This window comes from Streptomyces sp. NPDC002490 (assembly GCF_040296045.1).
Classification (GTDB): Bacteria; Actinomycetota; Actinomycetes; order Streptomycetales; family Streptomycetaceae; genus Streptomyces.
Map to the genome: position 1 here is coordinate 29,948 of NZ_JBEOWM010000037.1, position 20,555 is coordinate 50,502.

Here is a 20,555-nt window from a genome sequence, read left to right on the forward strand (position 1 = left end):
TCGCCCGTCCGCCGACGGGGTGGGTCCGGTGGGGAGGGGCGGCGTGGGTGGGCCGCCCGGGGTCAGGTCACAGGGCCAGGCCGGTGAGGACCAGGACCCGCTCGTAGGTGTAGTCGTCCATCGCGTAGCGGACGCCCTCGCGGCCGACGCCGGACAGCTTGGCGCCGCCGTAGGGCATCTGGTCGGCACGGTAGGAGGGCACGTCACCGATGATCACGCCGCCGACCTCCAGGGCGCGGTGGGCGCGGAAGGCGGTCTGCACGTCGTGGGTGAAGACGCCGGCCTGGAGTCCGTACTTGGAGGAGTTGACGGCGGCGAAGGCCGCTTCCTCGCCGTCGACCTTCTGGACCAGCAGGACCGGTCCGAAGACCTCTTCGCGGGCGATGGTGACCTGCTCGGGGACCTCGGCGAGGACGGTCGGGGCGTAGCTGGCCCCGTCGCGCTCGCCGCCGGTGAGGACCCGGCCGCCGGCCGCGGCGGCCTCCTCGACCCAGGACCCCACGCGGATGGCCGCGGCCTCGTTGACCAGCGGGCCCACGTCGGTGGCGGCGTCGGAGGGGTCACCGGTGACCTGCGCCTCGACGGCGGCCACGATCCGCGGGACCAGCCGGTCGTAGACGCTGGCGTCGGCGATCACGCGCTGCACCGAGATGCAGGACTGGCCGCCCTGGTAGTTGGAGAAGGTGGCGATGCGCTGGGCGGCCAGGTCGAGGTCGGCGTCGCTGGACCAGTCGGCGAGGACGACCGCGGCGCCGTTGCCGCCCAGTTCCAGGGTGCAGTGCTTGCGCGGAACCGAGTCCATGATCGCGTAGCCGACGGTCTCGGAGCCGGTGAAGGAGATCACCGGCAGCCGCTCGTCCTGGACGAGGGCGGGCATGCGGTCGTTGGGCACCGGGAGGATCGACCAGGAGCCCTCGGGCAGTTCGGTCTCGGCGAGCAGTTCGCCCAGGAGCAGCCCGGAGAGCGGGGTGGCCGGGGCGGGCTTGAGGACGATCGGGACGCCGGCGGCGATGGCCGGGGCGATCTTGTGGGCGCACAGGTTCAGCGGGAAGTTGAACGGGGCGATGCCGAGCACCACGCCCTTGGGGAAGCGGCGGGTGAGCGCCAGCCGTCCCTGGCCGCCGGCGTCGGTGTCGAGGCGCTGGGCCTCGCCGCCGTTGAAGCGGCGGGCCTCCTCGGCGGCGAAGCGGAAGACAGAGGCGGCGCGGCCGACCTCGCCGCGGGCCCACTTGACGGGCTTGCCGTTCTCCGCGGAGATGAGCCGTGCGATCTCCTCGGTGCGCTCGACGAGCCGCTCCGAGACGTGCAGCAGGGCCGCGGCGCGGGTGTGGGCGGGGGTGGCGGCGAACCGCTCCAGGGAGGCGTGGGCCGCGGAGACGGCCTCCTCGACCTGGGCCTCGGTGGGCACGCTCACGGTGCCGACCGGGCGGCCGTCCCACGGGGAGGTGACGTCGAAGGTGCTGTCGCCGGTGGCCGGTCGGCCGGCCAGCCAGAAGGCGTGGGTGGAGGTCATGTCCGGAGTCCGGCCCTTCCCTGTCGGGGTGCGGTGTCGCTCCCCACGGTAGGGCGCGGCACCCGGCGGGTCGTTTGTCCGCCGCGTATGAAGCGGAATCCGTCGCACACCACTTCGTCGCAACCGCGGTCGCGGGCGGGGCCGGTCAGTCGGACGCTTCGGTGGCCTTGAGGGCCAGCCACAGCTCGGCGCGGACGTCGGGGTCGTCGAGGGAGCGGCCGAGGATCTCCTCGACCCGCCGCATCCGGTAGCGCAGGGTGTGGCGGTGCACCCCGAGGTCGGCTGCGGCGGCGTCCCACTGGCCGTGCCGGGAGAGCCAGGCGTGCAGCGAGGCGACGAGGTCGCCCCGGCCGGTGGCGTCGTGGGCCCGCAGGCCGCGCAGGAGCCCTTCGGCGAACGCCCGCACCGCGTCGTCGGAGAGCAGGGCCGCCAGCGTCCCGGTGGTCATCTCGTCGAACGCGACCCGCTCCCGGCCGAGCCGGCGGGCGACGGCCAGGGCCCGTTCGGCCTGTCGGTGGGCCTCCACCGCTCCGGCGGGGCCGGTGGGCGCGGACACCCCGGCGACCGGGCGCCCCTCCGCGGAGCCGGTCGGTCCGTCCTCCTCTCCGGGGCCGTCCGGAGGGGAGCCGTCGGCGCGGGCGGCGCAGGCCGCGGCGGCGGCCCCGCCGTCGACGACGAGCAGGACCAGTCGGTGTTCCTCCGGGACGACCAGCACGGTCTCCCCGGCCCGGGCGGCCGCGGTCTCCACGTCCTCGGAGAGCGCGGAGAGCCCGGCGGACGCCGCGGGCCCGGGCGGGGCGGGCTCCGGCGGGGTGTCCGGTTCGACGAGGACGATGCGGAACGGGGCGTCCAGCAGGGCCCCGTACAGGTCCCCGGCGACCGCCCGGGCGTGCTCGGGCTCCCCGGCGAGCAGCATCCGCCAGACGGCCGCCCCGATCCGCTGCTCGGCGGCGTGCAGGGCTCGGGAGCGTTCGGTGGTGAGGGTGAGCAGGGCGATCGCCGCGTGGACGGCGTACCGGTCGGCGGTGCCGAGCGGGGCCGCGGTGCCCACGGCGAGGGCCGGGCGGGGGCCGCGGCCGGTGCCCAGGGCGTGCAGTTCCACCCGGTCCCCGGCGCCCTCCACGACCGCGCTGGCGGTGGCGGTGCCCTGGCGCAGGCGTTCCACCTCGGGGCTGAGCCGGCCGGCCCGGCGGACGGCCCAGGCGGGGGCGGTGGCGGCGGGCGCCCCGGTGGCGTCGTAGAGGGCGGCCCAGCCGTCGACCTGGGCGGCGAGGGAGGCGAGGACGCCCTCGGGGCCGTCGGCGAGGGCCCGCCGGGTGAGTTCGCGCTGGGCCGCGAACCCGGCGGTGACGGCGCGGTACTGCTCGCGGGCGTTGGCCTCGGACACCGCCTTGCTGATGGCGATGAACGGGGTGCGCCGGGGTACGGCGAGCAGCGGGAAGCGGGCGGTGCGGGCCGCGTCGACGAGTGCCTCGGGGATGTCGTCGTAGTGGACGCCGAGGGCGAAACCGAGGCCGACGACCCCGGCGCGGGCCAGTCGGCGCACGTACCGGCGCATTTCGTCGGGGTCCTCCGCGTCGAGCTTCAACGCGGTGATCAGCAGCAACTCGCCGCCCTCCAGGTAGGGCACCGGGTCGGCGAGTTCGCTGACGTGGGCCCAGCGGACCAGGGCGTCCAACCGGTCCGCGCCGGCGCGGACGGTGAGCCGGAGCGCCGAGTGCTGGACGAGGGAGGCGAGGGTGAGGGACATGGGACCTTCAAGCGGCGGCGTCGCCCGCGCGAGGGGCGGGCGGGCGCCCGCCGTGACGGGACGGTCACCCTCGATTCTGCCTCACCGCGGCGACAGGCTCACCTGCGCAGGTCCACCAGGAGCGGGGGGGCGTGCTCCCCGCGGACGGTGGTCAGGGAGAGCACCGCGTGCCCCGGGGGGACGGCGTGGGCGAGTTCGGAGGCGGACCAGCGTTCGCGCTCCACCTGCCGGACGGTGACCGCACGGGCGGTCGGGGCCCGGCCGGTGATCACCCGCCGCAGGGCGTGGGCGCCCTTGCCGAGCGGGGTCTCGGCGATGATCTGCCGGTCGGTGACGTCCCGGGCCTCGGTCCACTCCTTCCCCCAGACCTCGGCGAAGTCCTGGCCGTCCCAGGGGGTGAGCCCGGAGAGGGCCATCCGGCAGCCGATCGCGCCGAGCAGCGGGCCCCGCAGCGGGCGGGGCACGTCGTCGAGGGTGCGCAGGGTGAGGACCACGCCGGCGTGCGCGGAGCGCAGCCGTTGGAGGGCGCGCACGGCCTCGGGGGTGACCGCACCGGTGGCGTCGTCGAGGACGAGGCAGGCGAACAGGGAACGGTCCTCGCGGGCGGCGACGGCGGCGGTGAACTGGGCGAGCACCAGGCGGGCGATGATCTGCGAGGCGTCGGCGTGGCCGCGCTGCGGCAGGTCGATGCGCACCCGCACCGGATGGTCGAGGGCGCGCAAGGAGAACGGCCGGCCCTCGCCCCGGGTGTCGAAGAAGGAGGCGAACGCGGGCCGGTCCAACAGCGCGATCCGGTCGGCGAGGGTGCCGCCCACGTCCCCCGGATGGGCCGTCTGGCGTTCCCGGGCGTCCAGTTCCCGCAGCATCGCCTCCTGCCCGGCGGCGGTCAGCGCACGGCGCAGCTCGGCGAGCGGGCCGGGGGCGCCGTCCAGCAGTCCGCGCAGTTCGGGCACGGCAGGGAAGCGGCCGTGGACGGCACGGAACGGGCCGAGCAGTTGGGCCAGGACGGTGGTGGCCCGGCGGGTGTCTCCGCCGGAGTGCGGTGCGGCGAGGTCGCCGACGAGGGCTTCGGCGAGCACCGCGGCGGCCTCGTCGGGATCGGTGGTGCCGCCGTAGAGGTCGAGGTCGTGGACGGAGTCGGGCTGGCCGACGCGGATCACCACGTCGTAGGCGTCGGTGGCGCCCAGCCCGGCGCCCGCGCCCCCGACCACCACCACGGCGGCCCGGCCGGCCAGCGCCTGGAGGCACAGCGACTCGGCTACCGGCCACACCAGGTGGCCGGTCTTGCCGGCGCCGGCGGGGCCGACGGCGAGCAGGGAGGTGCCGAGCAGGTCGGTGCCGAGGCCGAGGCCGACGCCGCGGAAGCGGTACGGGTTGCGGGGGTCGTCGGCCGCGGTGCCGATCCTGACCTGTCCGGTGAGCAGGTCGTGGCGGGCGGCCCGGCCGGGCAGGTCGCGGACGCCGGAGGGGTGCGGGCAGGCGGCGGCACCGCGTTGCGCAACGGCGGCGGAGAAGTCGGCCATGCCGTGCCGGCCGCCGCGCACCCCCTGCCAGGCGTGGGCGATCCGGGCGTGGTCCACGTCGCGCATCAGTCCGGCCCGCGCGTCGGCGGCCAGCCGGTCGGCGGCCCCGGTGAGTCCGGCCTCCCGCAACTGCGGCCACTGGGCGGGGTCCTCCTCGGCGCTGGCCGGGGCGGCGCCGGGTGCGGGCTCGGGGCGCCGCAGGCGGGGGACGACGTAGCGGCGCCCGATCTCCGCCCACCGGCCCAGCCGGGCCACGGCGGCCAGGATGCCGCCGCCGACCAGCAGGTAGTACACCCGCCAGGAAATGGCAGCGGCCTCCCCCTCAGCGGCGGTGGCCGGATCGTTCCACTCCTCGGGGGTGAGCACGCGGTGCGGCCACAACCAGTAGCTGCCGAGGTATCCGTTCCACAGCAGCGACCAGAACAGCCAGCCCACCAGGAGGGCGATCAGCGCTCCGGTGAAGAGTTGCCGGGCGGGCGTCAGTTCGGGTTCCTCGTCGGGGCGGGGCACATGGCCGTACCGCCACACGCCGGGGGCCGCCTCGGGGCGGGGGGTGCGCAGCCAGCGCAGGAAGGCGCCGCCGTCCGGGGGCGGCGGCGGGCCGGCCGGGGCGGGGGTGGTGCCGGGTGCGGCGCTCGGGCGCGGCGGCACCGGGGGCCGCGCGGGCGGGCCGGCGGGGGCCGGCGGGGTCGGATGCGGCAGTGGTGCCGCGTGCGTGCCGCGGGCGTCCTGTGCGGTCTCGCCGCCGTCGTGTCCGTCGCGATTCATGGACCCTCTGCCCCCTGCGCCTGCCGGTCCCCTGCGTTCCGGGCGTCAATCTAGTGCCCCGACGGGGGCACTTCACCGCTCACCGCGCCCTCGGGGAGCCCGTGCGAGGTGTCCGACGCGCCCCGGCGGGCGGGTCGGGGCAGTATGTCCATGGCGGACAAACGCCCGCTCGAACAACTCCCCGGTGGAGCATGCCCACCTTCCCACACCGGCCCTAGCCTGCGAAGGACACCCCGAAGAACCCCGGGAATCCCCCGCCCACCGGCCCGTACGCCCGGTGCGGAACAGGTGGCCGATCGGGTCGCGCCGCGCGGCCCGGGCACGGCACCGCCGCCCCCGTGCGCCCGTGACACCCCACAGGAGCCCGCCATGACCGCACTGCCGCAGGAGCGCCGCGTCGTCACCGCCATTCCCGGCCCGAAGTCCCAGGAACTCCAGGCCCGGCGCACCGCCGTGGTCGCGGCGGGCGTGGGCTCCACGCTCCCGGTGTTCACCGCCCGGGCCGGTGGCGGCATCATCGAGGACGTCGACGGCAACCGGCTGATCGACTTCGGTTCCGGCATCGCCGTGACCAGCGTGGGCGCCTCCGCCGAGGCCGTGGTGCGCCGGGCCTCGGCCCAGCTCGCCGACTTCACGCACACCTGTTTCATGGTCACGCCCTACGAGGGGTACGTGGCCGTGGCGGAGGCGCTCGCCGAGCTGACCCCGGGCGACCACGCGAAGAAGTCCGCCCTGTTCAACTCGGGCGCCGAGGCCGTGGAGAACGCCGTCAAGATCGCCCGGGCGTACACCAAGCGCCAGGCGGTGGTGGTCTTCGACCACGGCTACCACGGCCGGACCAACCTGACGATGGCGCTGACCGCGAAGAACATGCCGTACAAGAACGGCTTCGGCCCGTTCGCCCCCGAGGTGTACCGGGTGCCGGTCGCCTACGCGTACCGCTGGCCGACCGGCCCGGAGAACGCCGGCCCGGAGGCCGCGGCCGAGGCCGTCGACCGGATCACCAAGCAGATCGGCGCCGACAACGTCGCGGCGATCATCATCGAGCCGGTGCTCGGCGAAGGCGGCTTCATCGAGCCGGCGAAGGGCTTCCTGCCGGCGATCCGCGCGTTCGCCGCCGAGAACGGCATCGTGTTCGTGGCGGACGAGATCCAGTCCGGCTTCTGCCGCACCGGCCAGTGGTTCGCCTGTGAGGACGAGGGCATCGTCCCGGACCTGATCACCACCGCGAAGGGCATCGCCGGCGGACTGCCGCTGGCCGCCGTGACCGGCCGCGCCGAGATCATGGACGCCGCGCACGCGGGCGGCCTCGGCGGCACCTACGGCGGCAACCCGGTGGCGTGCGCGGGTGCGCTCGGCGCGATCGAGACGATGAAGGAGTTGGACCTCAACGCGCGGGCCCGGCGCATCGAGGAGGTCATGAAGGCCCGGCTGACCGCGATGGCCGAGAAGTTCGAGGTCATCGGCGAGGTCCGCGGACGCGGTGCGATGATCGCGATCGAGCTGGTCAAGGACCGCACCACCAAGGAGCCGCACGCCGAGGCCACCGCCGCCCTGGCGAAGGCGTGCCACGCGCAGGGCCTGCTCGTGCTGACCTGCGGCACCTACGGCAACGTGCTGCGGTTCCTGCCGCCGCTGGTCATCGGCGAGGACCTGCTGAACGAGGGCCTCGACATCATCGAGGACGCGTTCGGCCGCATCTGACGGTCGGGCCCGCACCGCACCCGGTGGCGGGGGCGCCGAGGCGCTCCCCCGCCACCCGTCGCAGAGGCTGTGAAGAAGCTGTGCGGGGCCCATGTCGGGGTACCGTTCGCGCTGTCCCGGCGGCATTCCCTGACGTAGGTTCGGCGGCAGATGAGCGAAACACCCCGTCCGGGGCGGTCCCCGGACGAGTACGGTCCCCGGCTTCCCCGGTCGGGTGCCGGTGGTGGCTTCGCCCGTCCCCCCGGGGCCCCGGGCCCCGGAACTCCTCACCGACCGGCCGACCGACCGCCCCGCATCTCCCGGGGCCCGCGGTCCGCCGGTCCCCCCGGCCGCCTCGGAACCACCCCCCCTGTTCCGAGGCGGCCGTACGCGTTCCCGGCGGCGCTGGTCGCGCTGGCCTCGCTCGTGTTCGCCCTGGTGACCTGGCAGGTCGCGGTGCGGGGCCCGCTGCTGGAGCGGGACGTCGCCCTGTCCGCGCGGCTGCGCTCCGGCGGCCTGCCGGACGGGGTCGCCGAGGTGCTCGCCGATCTCGGTGCGGTGGTGGTCGCGGTGCCGGTGCTGGCGGTGGTGGCGGGGGTCTGCACCTGGTGGGCGCGGCGGACGGGGGTGCCCCGGTGGTGGGCCGGGGCGGCGGGGGCGGGGGTGCTGTTGGTGCTGGTGCCGCTGCTGGTGGTGCCGTTGAAGGCGTGGCTCGCCCGGCCGGGGCCGCCGCCGATGCCGGGCACCGGGTACTACCCCTCGGGGCACACGGCGACGGCCGTGGTGGCGTACGGGGCGGCGGTGGCCTTGCTGTGGTGCCGGGTGCGGAGCGCCGGGCTGCGGTGGTCGCTGGGGTGCGCCGGGCTCGTCCTGGTCGCGGGCACCGGGTACGGGCTGGTGCGCCGCGGCTACCACTGGCCGTTGGACGTGGTGGCCAGCGCGGCGCTGTTCGGGGCGCTGGGGGTGGGGTACGTGCTGTTCCTGCACCGGTGGGGCGGGCGGGGCACCCCGGGCGGCTGAGGCCGAGGGGATGCCCCGGGCCCGCTCGTCGAGGGGCCCGGGGCGGACGGTCAGCGGCGCCAGGTGTCGAAGTTGCGGGAGAATTCGGTGTTGTTGTGCCGGTCCCAGTTGATGGACCAGCTCATCAGGCCGCGGAGCCCCGGCCAGACGCCGTGGGTCCGGTAGCTGCCGCAGCCGGTGCCCTTGGTGAGGCAGTCGAGGGCCTTGTTGACCTCGGTGCCGGAGACGTGGCCGTTGCCGGCGTTGGTGGAGGCGGGCATGCCGATGGCGACCTGTTCGGGGCGGAGCGCGGGGAACACGTTGGTGGCGTCGCCGGCGACCGGGAACCCGGTGAGCAGCATGTCCGTCATGGCGATGTGGAAGTCCGCACCGCCCATCGAGTGGTACTGGTTGTCCAGGCCCATGATGGAGCCGGAGTTGTAGTCCTGGACGTGCAGCAGCGTGAGGTCGTTGCGCAGGGCGTGGATGACCGGCAGGTAGGCGCCGGCGCGCGGGTCCTGGCCGCCCCAGCGACCGGTGCCGTAGTACTGGTAGCCGAGTTGCACGAAGAAGGTCTCCGGCGCCATGGTCAGCATGAACCGGGGGCCGTACGCGGCCTTGAGGGTCTTGACGGCCTGGATGAGGTTGACGATCACCGGGGTGGTGGGGTTCTTGAAGTCGGTGTCGTTGGCGTTCAGGGACAGGGAGTGGCCCTCGAAGTCGATGTCGAGGCCGTCGAGCCCGTACTCGTCGACGATCTTCGAGACGGAGGTGACGAAGGCGTCGCGGGCGCCGGTGGAGTTCAGCTGGACCTGACCGTTCTGGCCGCCGATGGAGATCAGCACCTTCTTGCCCTGTGCCTGCTTGGCCTTGATCGCCGCCTTGAACTCGGCGTCGCTCTCCACGTTCGGGCACTCGGTGACCGGGCAGCGGGTGAAGCGGATGTCCCCGGAGGTGACGGAGGTGGGTTCGCCGAAGGCGAGGTGGATGACGTCCCAACTGTTGGGCACGTCGGCCATCCGGGTGTAGCCGGAGCCGTTGGCGAAGCTGGCGTGGAGGTAGCCGACGAGGGCCTTCGGCGGGAGCGGGTCCCCCTCGCCGAGCGGGGTGGTCACCAGGAGGGCGGCCGAGAGGGGGGACGTGCCGGCGTCGTTGGTGGCGGCGACCTCGACCCGGTACTGCTTGCCGGGGCTGAGGCCGGCCAGGTAGGCGCTGGTCGCGCTGCCGGTCCAGGCCCGCGCGCCGTCGACCTGGACGGTGTAGCCGGTGGCTCCGGGCACCGGGTCCCAGGCGACCGTGGCGTTGTGCGGGCCGACCGAATCGGTGCGCAGGCCGGTGGGCTTGACCGGCGGCTGGCCGGGGTCGACGGCGGGGCCGACGAGGGTGACGTCGTCGACGTGGTAGGCGGGCGTGCCGTACCAGCCGTGGGCGTAGAGGGTGACCCTGGTGGTGGTGGGGCCGGTGCGGAAGGTGGTGCTCAGCCGCTTCCAGTCGGCGGCGGACTGGGTCCAGTCGTAGCCGTCGCTGGTCCCGGTGCCGGTGACGCCGAGGTAGGTGTACGTGCCCCGGACGTGGCCGGTGAGGGTGTACTGGGCGTCGGGTTTGACGGTGACGCTCTGGGTGCAGCGGGCGTGGTCGCCGCCCGAGGGGGTGGCGCGCAGCGCCGAGGTGCCGGTGCGCACCGGGGTGGTGACGGCGGCTCCGCTGCCGGCGGAGCAGGTCCAGCCGTCGAGGCCGGCCTCGAATCCGCCGTTGCGGACCAGGTCGGCGTCGACGGCGGGGGCCGCGGTGGCGGTGGCGGTGAGGCCGGGCAGGACGGCCAGTGCGGTGGCCGCGAGCACGGCGAGGAGTCGGGCGCGGACTCCTCGTGCGGGGGGACGGACGTGTCGTCTGGTGCGTTCCACTACATCCTCCGAACATGGGGGAAGGTGAAGCAGGACGGTGTCGTGGAGCGCGCTCAACCTGGTTCAGACCAATTCGCTTGTCAAGACCTCCCGCACGCATCCGTCGCCTTCGGCGACCGTGCGAGGGGGGTCGCTCCGCCGCGGGACGGGGTCCGGAGCCGACCCGTCCCGCGGCGGAGCCGACGCTCCGTCAGCCCCCGTTTCCGCGGGCCAGGTCGGCCGCCGCCTCGTGCAGGGCGAGTTCGAGCAGGATCGGGTCGGTGAGGGTGCCGGTGCCGTCCGGCGGGACCAGCCACCGCACCCGTCCCGTCACCCGGCCGGGGTAGGGCACCACGATCCAGGTGCCCCGGCCCGCGCCGCGCACCCCGGTGCCGAGCCAGCGGCCGACCGTGCCGGGCGGCACGAAGAAGCCGATCCGCCCGTCACCGAAGTCGGTGAGGACGGGACCGGGGCGGTCGATCAGGCGCAGCAGTACGTCGAGGGTGGGGTGGCCGAGTTCGCCCGGCAGGATGAGCACGTCCCACACGCGGCCCGCCGGGAGCAGGACGACCCCCAACGGGTTGCGTTCCCATTCCCAGCGGGTGGCGTCGGGTTGGGGCGCCGCAGCCAGCAGCCATTCCGCCGCCGCGGCCCAAGGCCCGGTCATGTCGTGTCCTCCGCGTCTCTCAGGAACCGCGGGTGCGGTTCGCTGGGGAGAGGAGGGGAGCGGGCGGAGCATTACGCGGGTTGACGCTACCAGTCGGTAGTGAACTGCGTCACAGGTGCTGATCAGGGGGGACGGGTCACCGGCCCGCCCCCTCGCGGCGGTTCAGCTGTCGAATCCGAGCCCCAACCGGTCCAGCGTCCGCAGCCACGGGTTGCGGTGCCCCCGGTTCTCGTCGGCCCGGGCCAGCGACCACTTGGTCAGGGAGATCCCCGCCCAGGCGAAGGGCTCCGGCGGGAAGGGCAGCGGCTTGCTGCGCACCATCTCCAGCGCGGTCCGCTCGGTCTGCTCGCCGGAGAGCAGGTCGAGCATCACCTCGGCACCGAACCGGGTGGCCCCCACGCCGAGCCCGGTGTAGCCGGCCGCGTAGGCGACCCTCCCCCGGTGCGCGGTGCCGAAGAAGGCGGAGAACCGGGAGCAGGTGTCGATCGCACCGCCCCAGGCATGGCTGAAGCGCAGCCCTTCGAGTGCGGGGAAGTACCGGAAGAAGTGCTCGGCGAGCCGGGCGTAGGTCTCCGGGCGGTCGTCGTGCTCGGCCCGGACCCGGCCGCCGTACGGGTAGACCGCGTCGTAGCCGCCCCACAGGATGCGGTCGTCCGCGGTGAGGCGGAAGTAGTGGAACCGGTTGGCGGTGTCGCTGAGGCCCTCCCGGCCGTGCCAGCCGATCGCGGCGCGCTGCCCGGCGGTCAGCGGCTCGGTCATCAGCGCGTAGTCGTACACCGGCACCGTGTACGGGCGGACCCGCTTGACCAGGGAGGGGAAGACGTTGGTCCCCAGGGCCACGTGCCGGGCCGACACCCTGCCGTACGGGGTGCGCACCCCCATGCCCGTGCCCCGGGGCACCAGGGACAGGGCGGGGGTGCGCTCGTGGATGCGCACGCCCCGCTCCAGGCAGGCGGCCTTGAGTCCCCAGGCGAGCTGGGCGGGGTTCAGCATCGCCACCCCGTGCCGGTCCCGGAGCCCGGCCCGGAACAGCGGTGAGCGCACCACGGCGCGCACCTCGTCCTCGTCGAGGAACTCGACGCCCCCGTCGAGGCCGAGCCGTTGCGCCTCGCGGTGTCGGGTGCGCAACTCCTCGACCTGGTAGGGCTCGGTGGCCACGTCGATCCCGCCGGTGCGTTCGAAGGCGCAGTCGATGCCGTAGCGGGCGACGGCCTCCTCGATCGCGTCGAGGTTGCGGGCGCCCAGTTCCTCCAGCCGGCCGATCTCCCGCGGCCAGCGGGAGAGGCCGTTGTCGAGGCCGTGGGTGAGCGAGGCGTCGCAGAAGCCCCCGTTGCGGCCGGAGGCCGCCCATCCCACCTCGCGCCCCTCGATCAGGAGCACGTCCCGGTCCGGGTCGCGTTCCTTGGCGATCAGCGCGGTCCACAGCCCGCTGTAGCCGCCGCCGACCACCAGCAGGTCGCACTGCTCGGTGCCGGTCAGCGCCGGCAGCACCGGGGGGCGGTCGGGGTCGTCCAGCCAGAAGGAGAGGGGGCGTGCGTCGGCGAGGGACGCGGTCCAGCGGTTCATGGCGCCTGGGGCCATGATGTCAACTCCCTACCAGGGTCGTACCGGTGTGCGGCCGCCCGGATCGGTGCGGCCGGTGTCCAGCGGGGGCCGTCAGGCCCGCTGCTTCCTGCGGCGGTGGCCCAGCACCGTGACGATCAGCACGAACACTACGGCGAACAGGAACATCGCCGTGCCGATGACGTTGATCTGAACGGGCGTTCCGCGCTGGGCCGAGCCCCAGACGAACATGGGGAAGGTGACGGTGGACCCCGCGTTGAAGTTGGTGATGATGAAGTCGTCGAAGGACAGCGCGAAGGCGAGCAGCGCGCCCGCCGCGATGCCGGGGGCCGCGATGGGCAGCGTCACCCGGAGGAAGGTCTGCACCGGTCCCGCGTACAGGTCCTGTGCGGCCTGCTCCAGCCGCGGGTCCATGGACATGACCCGGGCCTTGACCGCGGTCACCACGAAGCTCAGGCAGAACATGACGTGGGCGATCAGCACGGTCCGGAAGCCGAGTTCGGCGCCCATGTTGAGGAACAGGGTCAGCAGCGAGGCCGCCATCACCACCTCGGGCATCGCCATCGGCAGGAAGATCAGCGAGTTCACCGCGCCCCGGGCCCGGAACCGGTACCGGACCAGGGCGAACGCGATCATCGTGCCGAGCACGGTGGCCCCGAGGGTGGCCCAGCCGGCGAGTTGGAGGCTGAGCGCCAGCGAGCCGCACAGGTCGGCGACCCCGCACGGGTCGCGCCACGCCTCGGTGGAGAAGTTCTGCCACTCGTAGTTGAAGCGGCCCTTCGGTTCGTTGAACGAGAACACGGTGACGACGACGTTCGGCAGCAGCAGGTAGGCGAGCGTCAGCAGTCCCGCGATGACGACGAGACGACGGCGGATCCAGCGCAGCAGGGCCATCAGACCAGTTCCTCCGTCCCGGACTTGCGGATGTAGAAGGTGACCATCAGCAGGATGGCGGCCATCAGCAGGAACGACAGGGCCGCGGCGGTCGGGTAGTCGAGGACGCGCAGGAACTGCGTCTGGATGACGCTGCCGATCATCCGGGTGTCGGTGGAGCCCAGCAGGTCGGCGTTGACGTAGTCGCCCGAGGCGGGGATGAAGGTGAGCAGGGTGCCGGCGACGACGCCCGGCAGCGACAGCGGGAAGGTCACCTTGCGGAAGGCGGTGGAGGGGGACGCGTACAGGTCGCCGGCGGCCTCGTGCAGCCGTCCGTCGATCCGTTCCAGCGAGGTGTACAGCGGGAGGACCATGAACGGCAGGAAGTTGTAGGTCAGACCGCAGACCACGGCGAGCGGGGTGGCCAGCACCCGGTCGCCGTCGGTCATGCCGAGCCAGGCGGTCACGTCCAGGACGTGCAGGGTGCCGAGGAGTTCGACCAGCGGCCCGCTGTCGGCGAGGATCGTCTTCCAGGCCAGGGTGCGGATCAGGAAGCTGGTGAAGAACGGGGCGATCACCAGGACCAGGATCAGTCCGCGCCAGCGCCCGGCGCGGAACGCGATCAGGTACGCCAGCGGATAGCCGAGCAGCAGGCACAGCAGGGTGGCAGCGCCGGCGTACAGCACCGAGCGGGCGAACTGGGGCCAGTAGGCGGCGAGCGCGTCGGTGTAGGTCGCGAAGTGCCAGGTGACCTCGAAGCCCTCTTCGAGGGAGCCGGTCTGCACCGAGGTCGACGCCTGGTACACCAGCGGCAGCAGGAAGAACACCAGCAGCCACAGCACGCCCGGCAGTAGCAGCCAGTAGGGGACGAGCCGGCCGCGCCCGCGGCGTGCGGGCGCCGGTGCGACGGGGGCCGTCGACGGGCCGGTGGGGGCGGTCATGCCGCCTCCTCCGTCGGCCCGGTGCCCGCCTCGGCCCCGTCGCCAGCCGCGTCCAGCCCGAAGGCGTGCGCCGGGTTCCAGTGCAGGACGACCGGGGCGCCGGGCGCCAGCCGCCCGTCCCGCTCCACGTTCTGGACGTACACCTCCAGGTCGGGCCCGGCCGGACCGCTGATCCGGTACTGGGTGGAGACGCCGATGAAGCTGGTCGCGGTGACGGTCCCGGCGACCCGGTTGCGGCCGGCCGGGAGGTCCGCCGCGTCCTCGGCGTGGGCCAGGGACACCTTCTCGGGCCGGATGCCCACCAGCAGGCGCCCGCCCGGGGCGAGGCCGTCCGGACAGCGGGCCGCGGGCAGCCGCAGCACCTCGCCGGCCGCGGCGACGACCAGGTCCTCGCCCTCCCGGGCGGTGACCGAGCCGGCGATCAGGTTGGAGGTGCCGAGGAAGTTCGCCACGAAGGCGGTCCTCGGGTGCTCGTACAGGTCGGCGGGGGCGCCGAGTTGCTCGACCCGGCCGCCGTTCATCACCGCGACCGTGTCGGCCATCGTCATGGCCTCCTCCTGGTCGTGGGTGACGTGCACGAAGGTGATGCCCACCTCGGTCTGGATGCGTTTGAGTTCGAGCTGCATCTGCCGGCGCAGCTTGAGGTCCAGGGCGCCCAACGGCTCGTCCAGGAGCAGCACCCGCGGGTGGTTGATGAGCGCCCGGGCGACCGCCACCCGCTGTTGCTGCCCGCCGGAGAGCTGGTGCGGCTTGCGGCGGGCGAGGTCCCCGAGCTGCACCAGGTCGAGCATCTCCCCGACCTGCTTCTTCACCGAGCGGATGCCCCGCCGGCGCAGCCCGAAGGCGACGTTCTCGAAGATGTCGAGGTGCGGGAAGAGCGCGTAGGACTGGAAGACGGTGTTCACCGGCCGCTTGTAGGGCGGCAGTGCGGTGACGTCCTGGTCGCCGAGGACGACGGTGCCCGTGGTGGGTTCCTCCAGGCCCGCGATCATCCGCAGGGTGGTGGTCTTGCCGCAGCCGGAGGCGCCGAGCAGGGCGAAGAAGGAGCCCTCGGGCACGGTCAGGTCCAGCGGGTGGACGGCGGTGAAGGAACCGTAGGACTTGCTGATCCCGGTGAGGCGGACGTCGCCGCCGTGTTCGGTCGTCATGGTGGGTCCCGGGGGTCGGGGGTGGGACGGGGCGGGTCCCGGCGGGTTCCCGGTGCGGCGGGAGGGCCGGGGACGCGGCGCCGGTCAGGCGCCGGTGAGCTGGGCGAACTTCGCCTCGTACGCGGTCTCCTCCTTGGCGGAGAGCGAGCGGAACGCGTGGGACTTGGCGGCCATCTCCCGGTCGGGGATGATCAACGGGTTGGCGGCGGCGTCCGCGTCGAGCTTGGCCAGCTCCGCCTTGACGCCGTCGACGGGGCAGACGTAGTTGATGTACGCGGCGAGGCGGGCGGCGGGGCCCGGCTCGTAGTAGTAGTCGATGAGCCGTTCGGCGTTGCGCTTGTGGCGGGCCCGGTGGGGCACCAACAGGTTGTCGGTGGCGATCATGTAGCCGCTGTCGGGGATGACGAAGCCGATGTCGGGGTTGTCGGCCTGGAGTTGGACGACGTCACCGGCCCAGGCCACGCAGGCGGCGATGTCGCCCTTGGAGAGGTCGGAGGTGTAGTCGTTGCCGGTGAAGCGGCGGATCTGCCCCCGGTCGACGGCCTTCTGCACCCGGGCGATCGCCGCGTCGAAGTCGTCGCCGGTGACCTTGCCGGGGTCCTTGCCCAGGTCCAGCAGGGTCAGCCCCATGGTGTCGCGCATCTCCGACAGCAGCGAGACCCGTCCCTTGAGCTGCGGCCGGTCCAGCAGGTCGCCCAGGGAGCGCACCTCCACGCCGTCGAGGGCCTTCCGGTTGTACGCGATGACCGCCGGGATGCCCGTCCACGGGTAGGAGTACGCCCGCCCCGGGTCCCAGTCGGGGCTGCGGAACTGCTGCGAGAGGTTGGCGTAGGCGTGCGGCAGGTGGGCCGGGTCCAGCTTCTGCACCCAGCCGAACCGGATCAGCCGCGCGGCCAGCCAGTCGGTGACGTTGATCAGGTCCCGTCCGATGTCCTGGCCGGCGGCGAGCTGGGGTTTGACCTTGCCGAAGAACTCGACGTTGTCGTTGATGTCCTCGGTGTACTTGACGGCTATCCCGGTGCGCTCGGTGAAGGTCTCCAGGGTGGGGCGGCGCTTGCCGCTCTCGTCGACGTCCATGTACTCGGTCCAGTTGGAGAAGACGACGCGCTTCTCCCGGTCCGAGTGGTCCTCCGAACCGGCGCCCTGCGGCTTGGCCGCCGGTGGGATGCCGCATCCGGCCAGCGCCGCGGCGCCGCCGACCGCGAAGGCGCCCCCGGCAAAGGCGCGCAGCAGGGTGCGCCGGGAGAGGGCGCCCCGGCCGTTGCGCAGGCTGCGCCGCGCGGCGGCCGCCTGCGCCGGGGAGAGGGGTTCGGGCTGGTACGGCATGCGCGGGTGCCCTTTCGGTGGTGCCCCGTCGGCAGGGGCGCGGATGACGGCCCGCAGGGGCGTCAGGGGTCGGCAGGGGGACCGTGCGCGGGTGGCGGACGGTCGGGCGGGGCGACGGGGCGGGGCGACGGGACCCGGCGGGCGGGTCAGCGGTCCCCGAAGACGGTGCGGTGCCAGTCCTTCCTGGCCACCGCGGTGTTGTCGTACATGACGTGCTTGAGCTGGGTGTACTCCTCGAAGGAGTACGCGGACATGTCCTTGCCGTAGCCGGAGGCCCGGTGTCCGCCGTGCGGCATCTCGCTGATGATCGGGATGTGGTCGTTGACCCACACGCAGCCGGCCCCCAGTTCGCGGGTGGCGCGGCCGGCCCGGTAGACGTCCCGGGTCCAGGCCGAGGCGGCCAGGCCGTAGGGGGTGTCGTTGGCGAGTCGGAGGCCCTCGTCGTCGGTGTCGAAGGGGAGCACCACCAGCACCGGGCCGAACACCTCCGACTGGACCACCTCACTGGACTGCGGGGCGTCCACGATCAGGGTCGGCCGGTAGAAGGCGCCGCTCGACAGGTCCCCGCCCGGGGCCTCGCCGCCGGTGACGATCCGGGCGTAGCCGCGGGCCCGGTCCACGAAGGCCGCGACCCGGTCGCGGTGGGCGTGGGACACCAGGGGACCCAGGTCGGTGGCCCGGTCGAAGGGGTCGCCGAGGCGGACCGTCGCCATCAGGTCGGCGACCCCGGCGACGAACGCCTCGTACAGGGGGCGCTGGACGTAGGCGCGGGTGACGGCGGTGCAGTCCTGGCCGGAGTTGATGAGCGCCCCGGCGACGGCGCCGTGCACGGCGGCCTCCGGGTCGGCGTCGTCGAAGACCACGAAGGGCGCCTTGCCGCCCAGTTCCAGGTGGAGCCGCTTCACGGTGGCGGTGGCGATCTCCGCGACCCGCTTGCCGACCGCGGTGGAGCCGGTGAACGAGGTCATCGCCACGCCCGGGTGGCCCACCAAGTGCTCTCCCGCCGCCGGGCCGGTGCCCGTGACGACGTTGACGACCCCGTCCGGGATGCCGGCCTCGGTCGCCGCGGAGGCGAACATCAGCGAGGTCAACGGGGTCAGTTCGGCGGGCTTCAGCACGATGGTGTTGCCGGCGGCGATCGCCGGCAGGACCTTCCAGGCCGCCATCTGGAGGGGGTAGTTCCAGGGGGCGATCGAGCCGACGACGCCGATGGGCTCCCGGCGCACGTAGGAGGTGTGGTCGCCGGAGTACTCGCCCGCCGACTGGCCCTGGAGGTGACGGGCCGCGCCGGCGAAGAAGGCCGTGTTGTCGATGGTGCCGGGCACGTCGAACTCCCGGCTGAGCTTGATCGGCTTGCCGCACTGGAGGGACTCGGCTCGGGCCAACTCGTCGGCGCGTTCGGCGAGGACGGCCGAGAACCGGTGGAGCGCGTCGGAGCGCTCGCCCGGGGTGGCCCCGGCCCACTGCGGCAGTGCCCGGGCGGCGGCCCCGACCGCGGCGTCGACGTCCTCGGCGCCCGCCAGTTCGTACGTGTACACCGGGTCGCCGGTCGCCGGGTCGACGACCGTGTGGGTGCGCCCGGAGGTGCCGGCGGCGAGGCGGCCCCCGATGTACTGGGCGCCGTCGGCGAAACGGTCCTGTGCCGCGAAGCGGTGACCCGGGTGGTGCATCGGCACTCTCCTCCGCCCACTCCCCGACCGGGGGATGTGGCGTAGCTTCGGCTGGATTTGAGTGCAGATCCTGACATGGGGTCCCGACTCCAACAAGGGATTCCGTTGTTGCCTTTTGGTTACGCGACGGAATCTGTCGACCAGGTGTCGAGTTCCGGGAGGAAACCCGGGACGGAATGCCCGTGGTGCGCGGCCCGGTGACGTGCAGGGGGGAGGCCGGGGTGCGCGCGCCGGGCGCGAGAGCCGCGGCCCCCGGCGGCGCACCGGCGCGCGAGCCCTCGGCGGCCGCGCCCTCGCTCGGGTCGGGCGCCCCCGGTCAACGGGCGGCGGAAGCCCGCACGGACGGGGCGTCCGGGGTGTCCTCGGTCGCGTCGTCGGGGAACGTGCCGGGGCTGACGATGAGCACGACCAGCAGCGCGACCGCGAGGACCGTGCCGGCGGCCCCGCAGATGATTCCGGCGAGCGCCTGGCCCGGGTTCGAGGCCAGGCCCCGGTTCGCCCGGGAGCGCCCCACCCCGCCGAGGACCACGGCGAGGATGCCGACCACGATGGCCAGCGGCCAGGCGCAGAAGAGGACCAGGGCGACGATCCCGAGCACCATCGAGGCCACGCCGAGCCCGTTCTGCGGGGGCAGCGGATGGCCGCCCCACCCGGGGACCGGGTACGGAGCGCCCCCGGGCACCGGATACCCCGGATGCGGATGCCCCGGATGCGTCGGGTGGGCCCCGTGCATCGGGTGCGCGACGTGCATCGGGTGCATCGGGTACGGTGCGGGCGCTTGCGGGCCCGGGCCCTCGGGGCCCACCGGCGGCGGGGGGACCGGGCTCTTCACCGGCGAGGGCGGAGGGGCGAACGGCGAAGGGGCACCCGTCGGGAGGCCCGGGCCGGGCGCCAGCGGGAGGCCGGCCAGGGTCGGCTGGGTGTGCAGGGAGGGCGGTTGCCCGCCCGCGGGCGGGGCCCAGGGGTCGGGCACGGGGGCCTGCGGCTCCCGAGCCGCGCGCCCCTCCTCGGGCCCGTTCCCCTCCCCCGCGGCGTACCGTTCCCCGGTCATGCCGTCCCCCTTCGTCCTCGGTGGTGCCATGCTACGGCCCGCCGCACCCGCCCCCCGGTGCCGCCTACGATGGCCGCGTACCACCGATCAGCCGATCACCGCGCCCGTGGCGGCGCCCGTCCCGGGGAGAGACCCTTGACCGTTCCACACGCCTTCATCGCGGGTTTGCCGAAGGCCGAACTCCACGTCCACCACGTGGGCTCCGCCACTCCCCGGATCGTCTCCGAACTGGCCGCCCGGCACCCGGACTCCAAGGTCCCCACCGACCCCGAGGCCCTCGCGGACTACTTCTGCTTCACCGACTTCGCGCACTTCATCGACATCTACCTCTCCGTCGTGGACCTGATCCGCACCCCCGAGGACGTCCGGCTCCTCACCTACGAGGTGGCCCGCGACCTCCAGCGGCAGAACGTCCGGTACGCCGAGCTCACCGTCACCCCGTACTCCTCGGTGCGGCGCGGCATCGACGAGCGCGGCTTCATGGCGGCGATCGAGGACGCCCGCAAGGCCGCCGAGACCGAGTTCGGCGTGGTGCTGCGCTGGTGCTTCGACATCCCGGGGGAGGCCGGGCTGGAGTCCGCCGCGGAGACCCTCCGCCTCGCCGTCACCGACGGGCTGCGGCCGGAGGGCCTGGTGTCGTTCGGGCTCGGCGGGCCCGAGATCGGCGTGCCGCGGCCCCAGTTCAAGCCGTACTTCGACCGGGCCATCGCGGCCGGTCTGCGCTCGGTGCCGCACGCTGGGGAGACCACCGGCCCCGACACCATCTGGGACGCGCTGCGCGAGCTGCGCGCCGAGCGGATCGGACACGGCACCAGCGCGGTGCGGGACCCGCGGCTCCTCGCGCACCTCGCCGAGCACCGGATCCCGCTGGAGGTGTGCCCGACCTCGAACGTCGCCACCCGGGCGGTGCCCCGTCTGGAGGAGCACCCCCTGGCGGCCATGGTGGAGGCCGGGGTCCTCGTCACGATCAACTCCGACGACCCCCCGATGTTCGGTACCAACCTGAACGGCGAGTACGCGGTGGCCGCCCGGCTGCTGGGACTCGACGAGCAGGGCATCGCCGAGCTCGCCAAGAACGCCGTCGAGGCGTCGTTCCTCGACCCCGCGGGCAAGAGCCTGCTGGCCGCGGAGATCGACGCCTACACCGCGCAGTGGCTGACGCCCTGACGGTGGCCGCCGGAGCGGACCGGGGGCCGG

Annotated in this window: 15 protein-coding genes; 3 read left to right on the plus strand and 12 right to left on the minus strand. The window is 74.0% G+C overall.

Annotated features, from left to right (window positions below):
* Positions 1-67: 67 nt before the first annotated feature.
* The 3 genes from ABT092_RS22450 to ABT092_RS22460 all read right to left on the minus strand — a co-directional run bounded on the left by ABT092_RS22450 (position 68) and on the right by ABT092_RS22460 (position 5,554).
* Positions 68-1,513: an aldehyde dehydrogenase family protein gene (locus tag ABT092_RS22450; protein ID WP_351246566.1), complete on the minus strand. Its 1,446-nt coding sequence runs from the start codon at positions 1,511-1,513 to the stop codon at positions 68-70.
* A 145-nt stretch (positions 1,514-1,658) separates the two neighbouring features.
* On the minus strand, positions 1,659-3,263 hold the full coding sequence (locus ABT092_RS22455) for a PucR family transcriptional regulator (protein ID WP_351246568.1): 1,605 nt from the start codon (positions 3,261-3,263) through the stop codon (positions 1,659-1,661).
* Between the two features lie 98 nt (positions 3,264-3,361).
* Positions 3,362-5,554, minus strand: coding sequence for an ATP-binding protein (locus ABT092_RS22460; RefSeq protein ID WP_351246570.1), 2,193 nt, complete (start codon positions 5,552-5,554; stop codon positions 3,362-3,364).
* 369 nt (positions 5,555-5,923) lie between these two features.
* Between ABT092_RS22460 and gabT the strand changes: the two genes are divergently transcribed.
* Both gabT and ABT092_RS22470 read left to right on the plus strand, forming a co-directional pair.
* Positions 5,924-7,258, plus strand: a complete 1,335-nt coding sequence (gene gabT, locus ABT092_RS22465) for a 4-aminobutyrate--2-oxoglutarate transaminase (protein ID WP_351246572.1) — start codon at positions 5,924-5,926, stop codon at positions 7,256-7,258.
* A gap of 405 nt (positions 7,259-7,663) precedes the next feature.
* The gene (locus ABT092_RS22470) at positions 7,664-8,257 is read left to right on the plus strand and encodes a phosphatase PAP2 family protein (protein ID WP_351246574.1); all 594 of its coding nucleotides are present in this window, start codon (positions 7,664-7,666) and stop codon (positions 8,255-8,257) included.
* A gap of 50 nt (positions 8,258-8,307) precedes the next feature.
* Here the strand turns inward: ABT092_RS22470 and ABT092_RS22475 are convergent, their stop codons facing one another.
* The 9 genes from ABT092_RS22475 to ABT092_RS22515 all read right to left on the minus strand — a co-directional run bounded on the left by ABT092_RS22475 (position 8,308) and on the right by ABT092_RS22515 (position 19,358).
* The gene (locus tag ABT092_RS22475; protein ID WP_351246576.1) at positions 8,308-10,140 is read right to left on the minus strand and encodes a chitinase; all 1,833 of its coding nucleotides are present in this window, start codon (positions 10,138-10,140) and stop codon (positions 8,308-8,310) included.
* Between the two features lie 190 nt (positions 10,141-10,330).
* Positions 10,331-10,786 carry a hypothetical protein gene (locus tag ABT092_RS22480; RefSeq protein ID WP_351246578.1) on the minus strand — a complete coding sequence of 152 codons (456 nt, stop codon included), beginning with the start codon at positions 10,784-10,786 and terminating at the stop codon, positions 10,331-10,333.
* A gap of 162 nt (positions 10,787-10,948) precedes the next feature.
* A complete protein-coding gene (locus ABT092_RS22485; protein ID WP_351246580.1) occupies positions 10,949-12,367 on the minus strand; it encodes an NAD(P)/FAD-dependent oxidoreductase in 1,419 nt (472 codons plus the stop codon).
* 75 nt (positions 12,368-12,442) lie between these two features.
* A complete protein-coding gene (locus ABT092_RS22490; RefSeq protein ID WP_351246582.1) occupies positions 12,443-13,243 on the minus strand; it encodes an ABC transporter permease in 801 nt (266 codons plus the stop codon).
* Positions 13,243-14,163: an ABC transporter permease gene (locus tag ABT092_RS22495; RefSeq protein WP_351246584.1), complete on the minus strand. Its 921-nt coding sequence runs from the start codon at positions 14,161-14,163 to the stop codon at positions 13,243-13,245. Before ABT092_RS22495 ends, ABT092_RS22490 begins: the two co-directional genes overlap by 1 nt.
* Entirely contained in the window at positions 14,160-15,311 is a 1,152-nt protein-coding gene (locus tag ABT092_RS22500) for an ABC transporter ATP-binding protein (protein ID WP_351246586.1), read from the minus strand. Before ABT092_RS22500 ends, ABT092_RS22495 begins: the two co-directional genes overlap by 4 nt.
* Positions 15,312-15,395: 84 nt before the next feature.
* A complete protein-coding gene (locus ABT092_RS22505) occupies positions 15,396-16,637 on the minus strand; it encodes a polyamine ABC transporter substrate-binding protein (RefSeq protein WP_351246588.1) in 1,242 nt (413 codons plus the stop codon).
* A gap of 146 nt (positions 16,638-16,783) precedes the next feature.
* Positions 16,784-18,307, minus strand: a complete 1,524-nt coding sequence (locus ABT092_RS22510; protein ID WP_351246590.1) for a gamma-aminobutyraldehyde dehydrogenase — start codon at positions 18,305-18,307, stop codon at positions 16,784-16,786.
* 316 nt (positions 18,308-18,623) lie between these two features.
* Positions 18,624-19,358: a DUF4190 domain-containing protein gene (locus ABT092_RS22515; protein WP_351246592.1), complete on the minus strand. Its 735-nt coding sequence runs from the start codon at positions 19,356-19,358 to the stop codon at positions 18,624-18,626.
* Between the two features lie 135 nt (positions 19,359-19,493).
* Here ABT092_RS22515 and ABT092_RS22520 point away from each other — a divergent pair, with 135 nt between their 5' ends.
* A complete protein-coding gene (locus ABT092_RS22520; protein ID WP_502968485.1) occupies positions 19,494-20,525 on the plus strand; it encodes an adenosine deaminase in 1,032 nt (343 codons plus the stop codon).
* Positions 20,526-20,555: the final 30 nt, after the last annotated feature.

Excerpts from the sequence above, each read along its gene's own strand:
- ABT092_RS22450 (WP_351246566.1), bottom strand. The coding sequence starts at position 1,513 with ATGACCTCCACCCACGCCTTCTGGCTGGCCGGCCGACCGGCCACCGGC.
- ABT092_RS22455 (WP_351246568.1), bottom strand. The coding sequence starts at position 3,263 with ATGTCCCTCACCCTCGCCTCCCTCGTCCAGCACTCGGCGCTCCGGCTC.
- ABT092_RS22460 (WP_351246570.1), bottom strand. The coding sequence starts at position 5,554 with ATGAATCGCGACGGACACGACGGCGGCGAGACCGCACAGGACGCCCGC.
- gabT (WP_351246572.1), top strand. The coding sequence starts at position 5,924 with ATGACCGCACTGCCGCAGGAGCGCCGCGTCGTCACCGCCATTCCCGGC.
- ABT092_RS22480 (WP_351246578.1), bottom strand. The coding sequence starts at position 10,786 with ATGACCGGGCCTTGGGCCGCGGCGGCGGAATGGCTGCTGGCTGCGGCG.
- ABT092_RS22485 (WP_351246580.1), bottom strand. The coding sequence starts at position 12,367 with ATGGCCCCAGGCGCCATGAACCGCTGGACCGCGTCCCTCGCCGACGCA.
- ABT092_RS22490 (WP_351246582.1), bottom strand. The coding sequence starts at position 13,243 with ATGGCCCTGCTGCGCTGGATCCGCCGTCGTCTCGTCGTCATCGCGGGA.
- ABT092_RS22495 (WP_351246584.1), bottom strand. The coding sequence starts at position 14,163 with ATGACCGCCCCCACCGGCCCGTCGACGGCCCCCGTCGCACCGGCGCCC.
- ABT092_RS22500 (WP_351246586.1), bottom strand. The coding sequence starts at position 15,311 with ATGACGACCGAACACGGCGGCGACGTCCGCCTCACCGGGATCAGCAAG.
- ABT092_RS22505 (WP_351246588.1), bottom strand. The coding sequence starts at position 16,637 with ATGCCGTACCAGCCCGAACCCCTCTCCCCGGCGCAGGCGGCCGCCGCG.
- ABT092_RS22510 (WP_351246590.1), bottom strand. The coding sequence starts at position 18,307 with ATGCACCACCCGGGTCACCGCTTCGCGGCACAGGACCGTTTCGCCGAC.
- ABT092_RS22515 (WP_351246592.1), bottom strand. The coding sequence starts at position 19,358 with ATGACCGGGGAACGGTACGCCGCGGGGGAGGGGAACGGGCCCGAGGAG.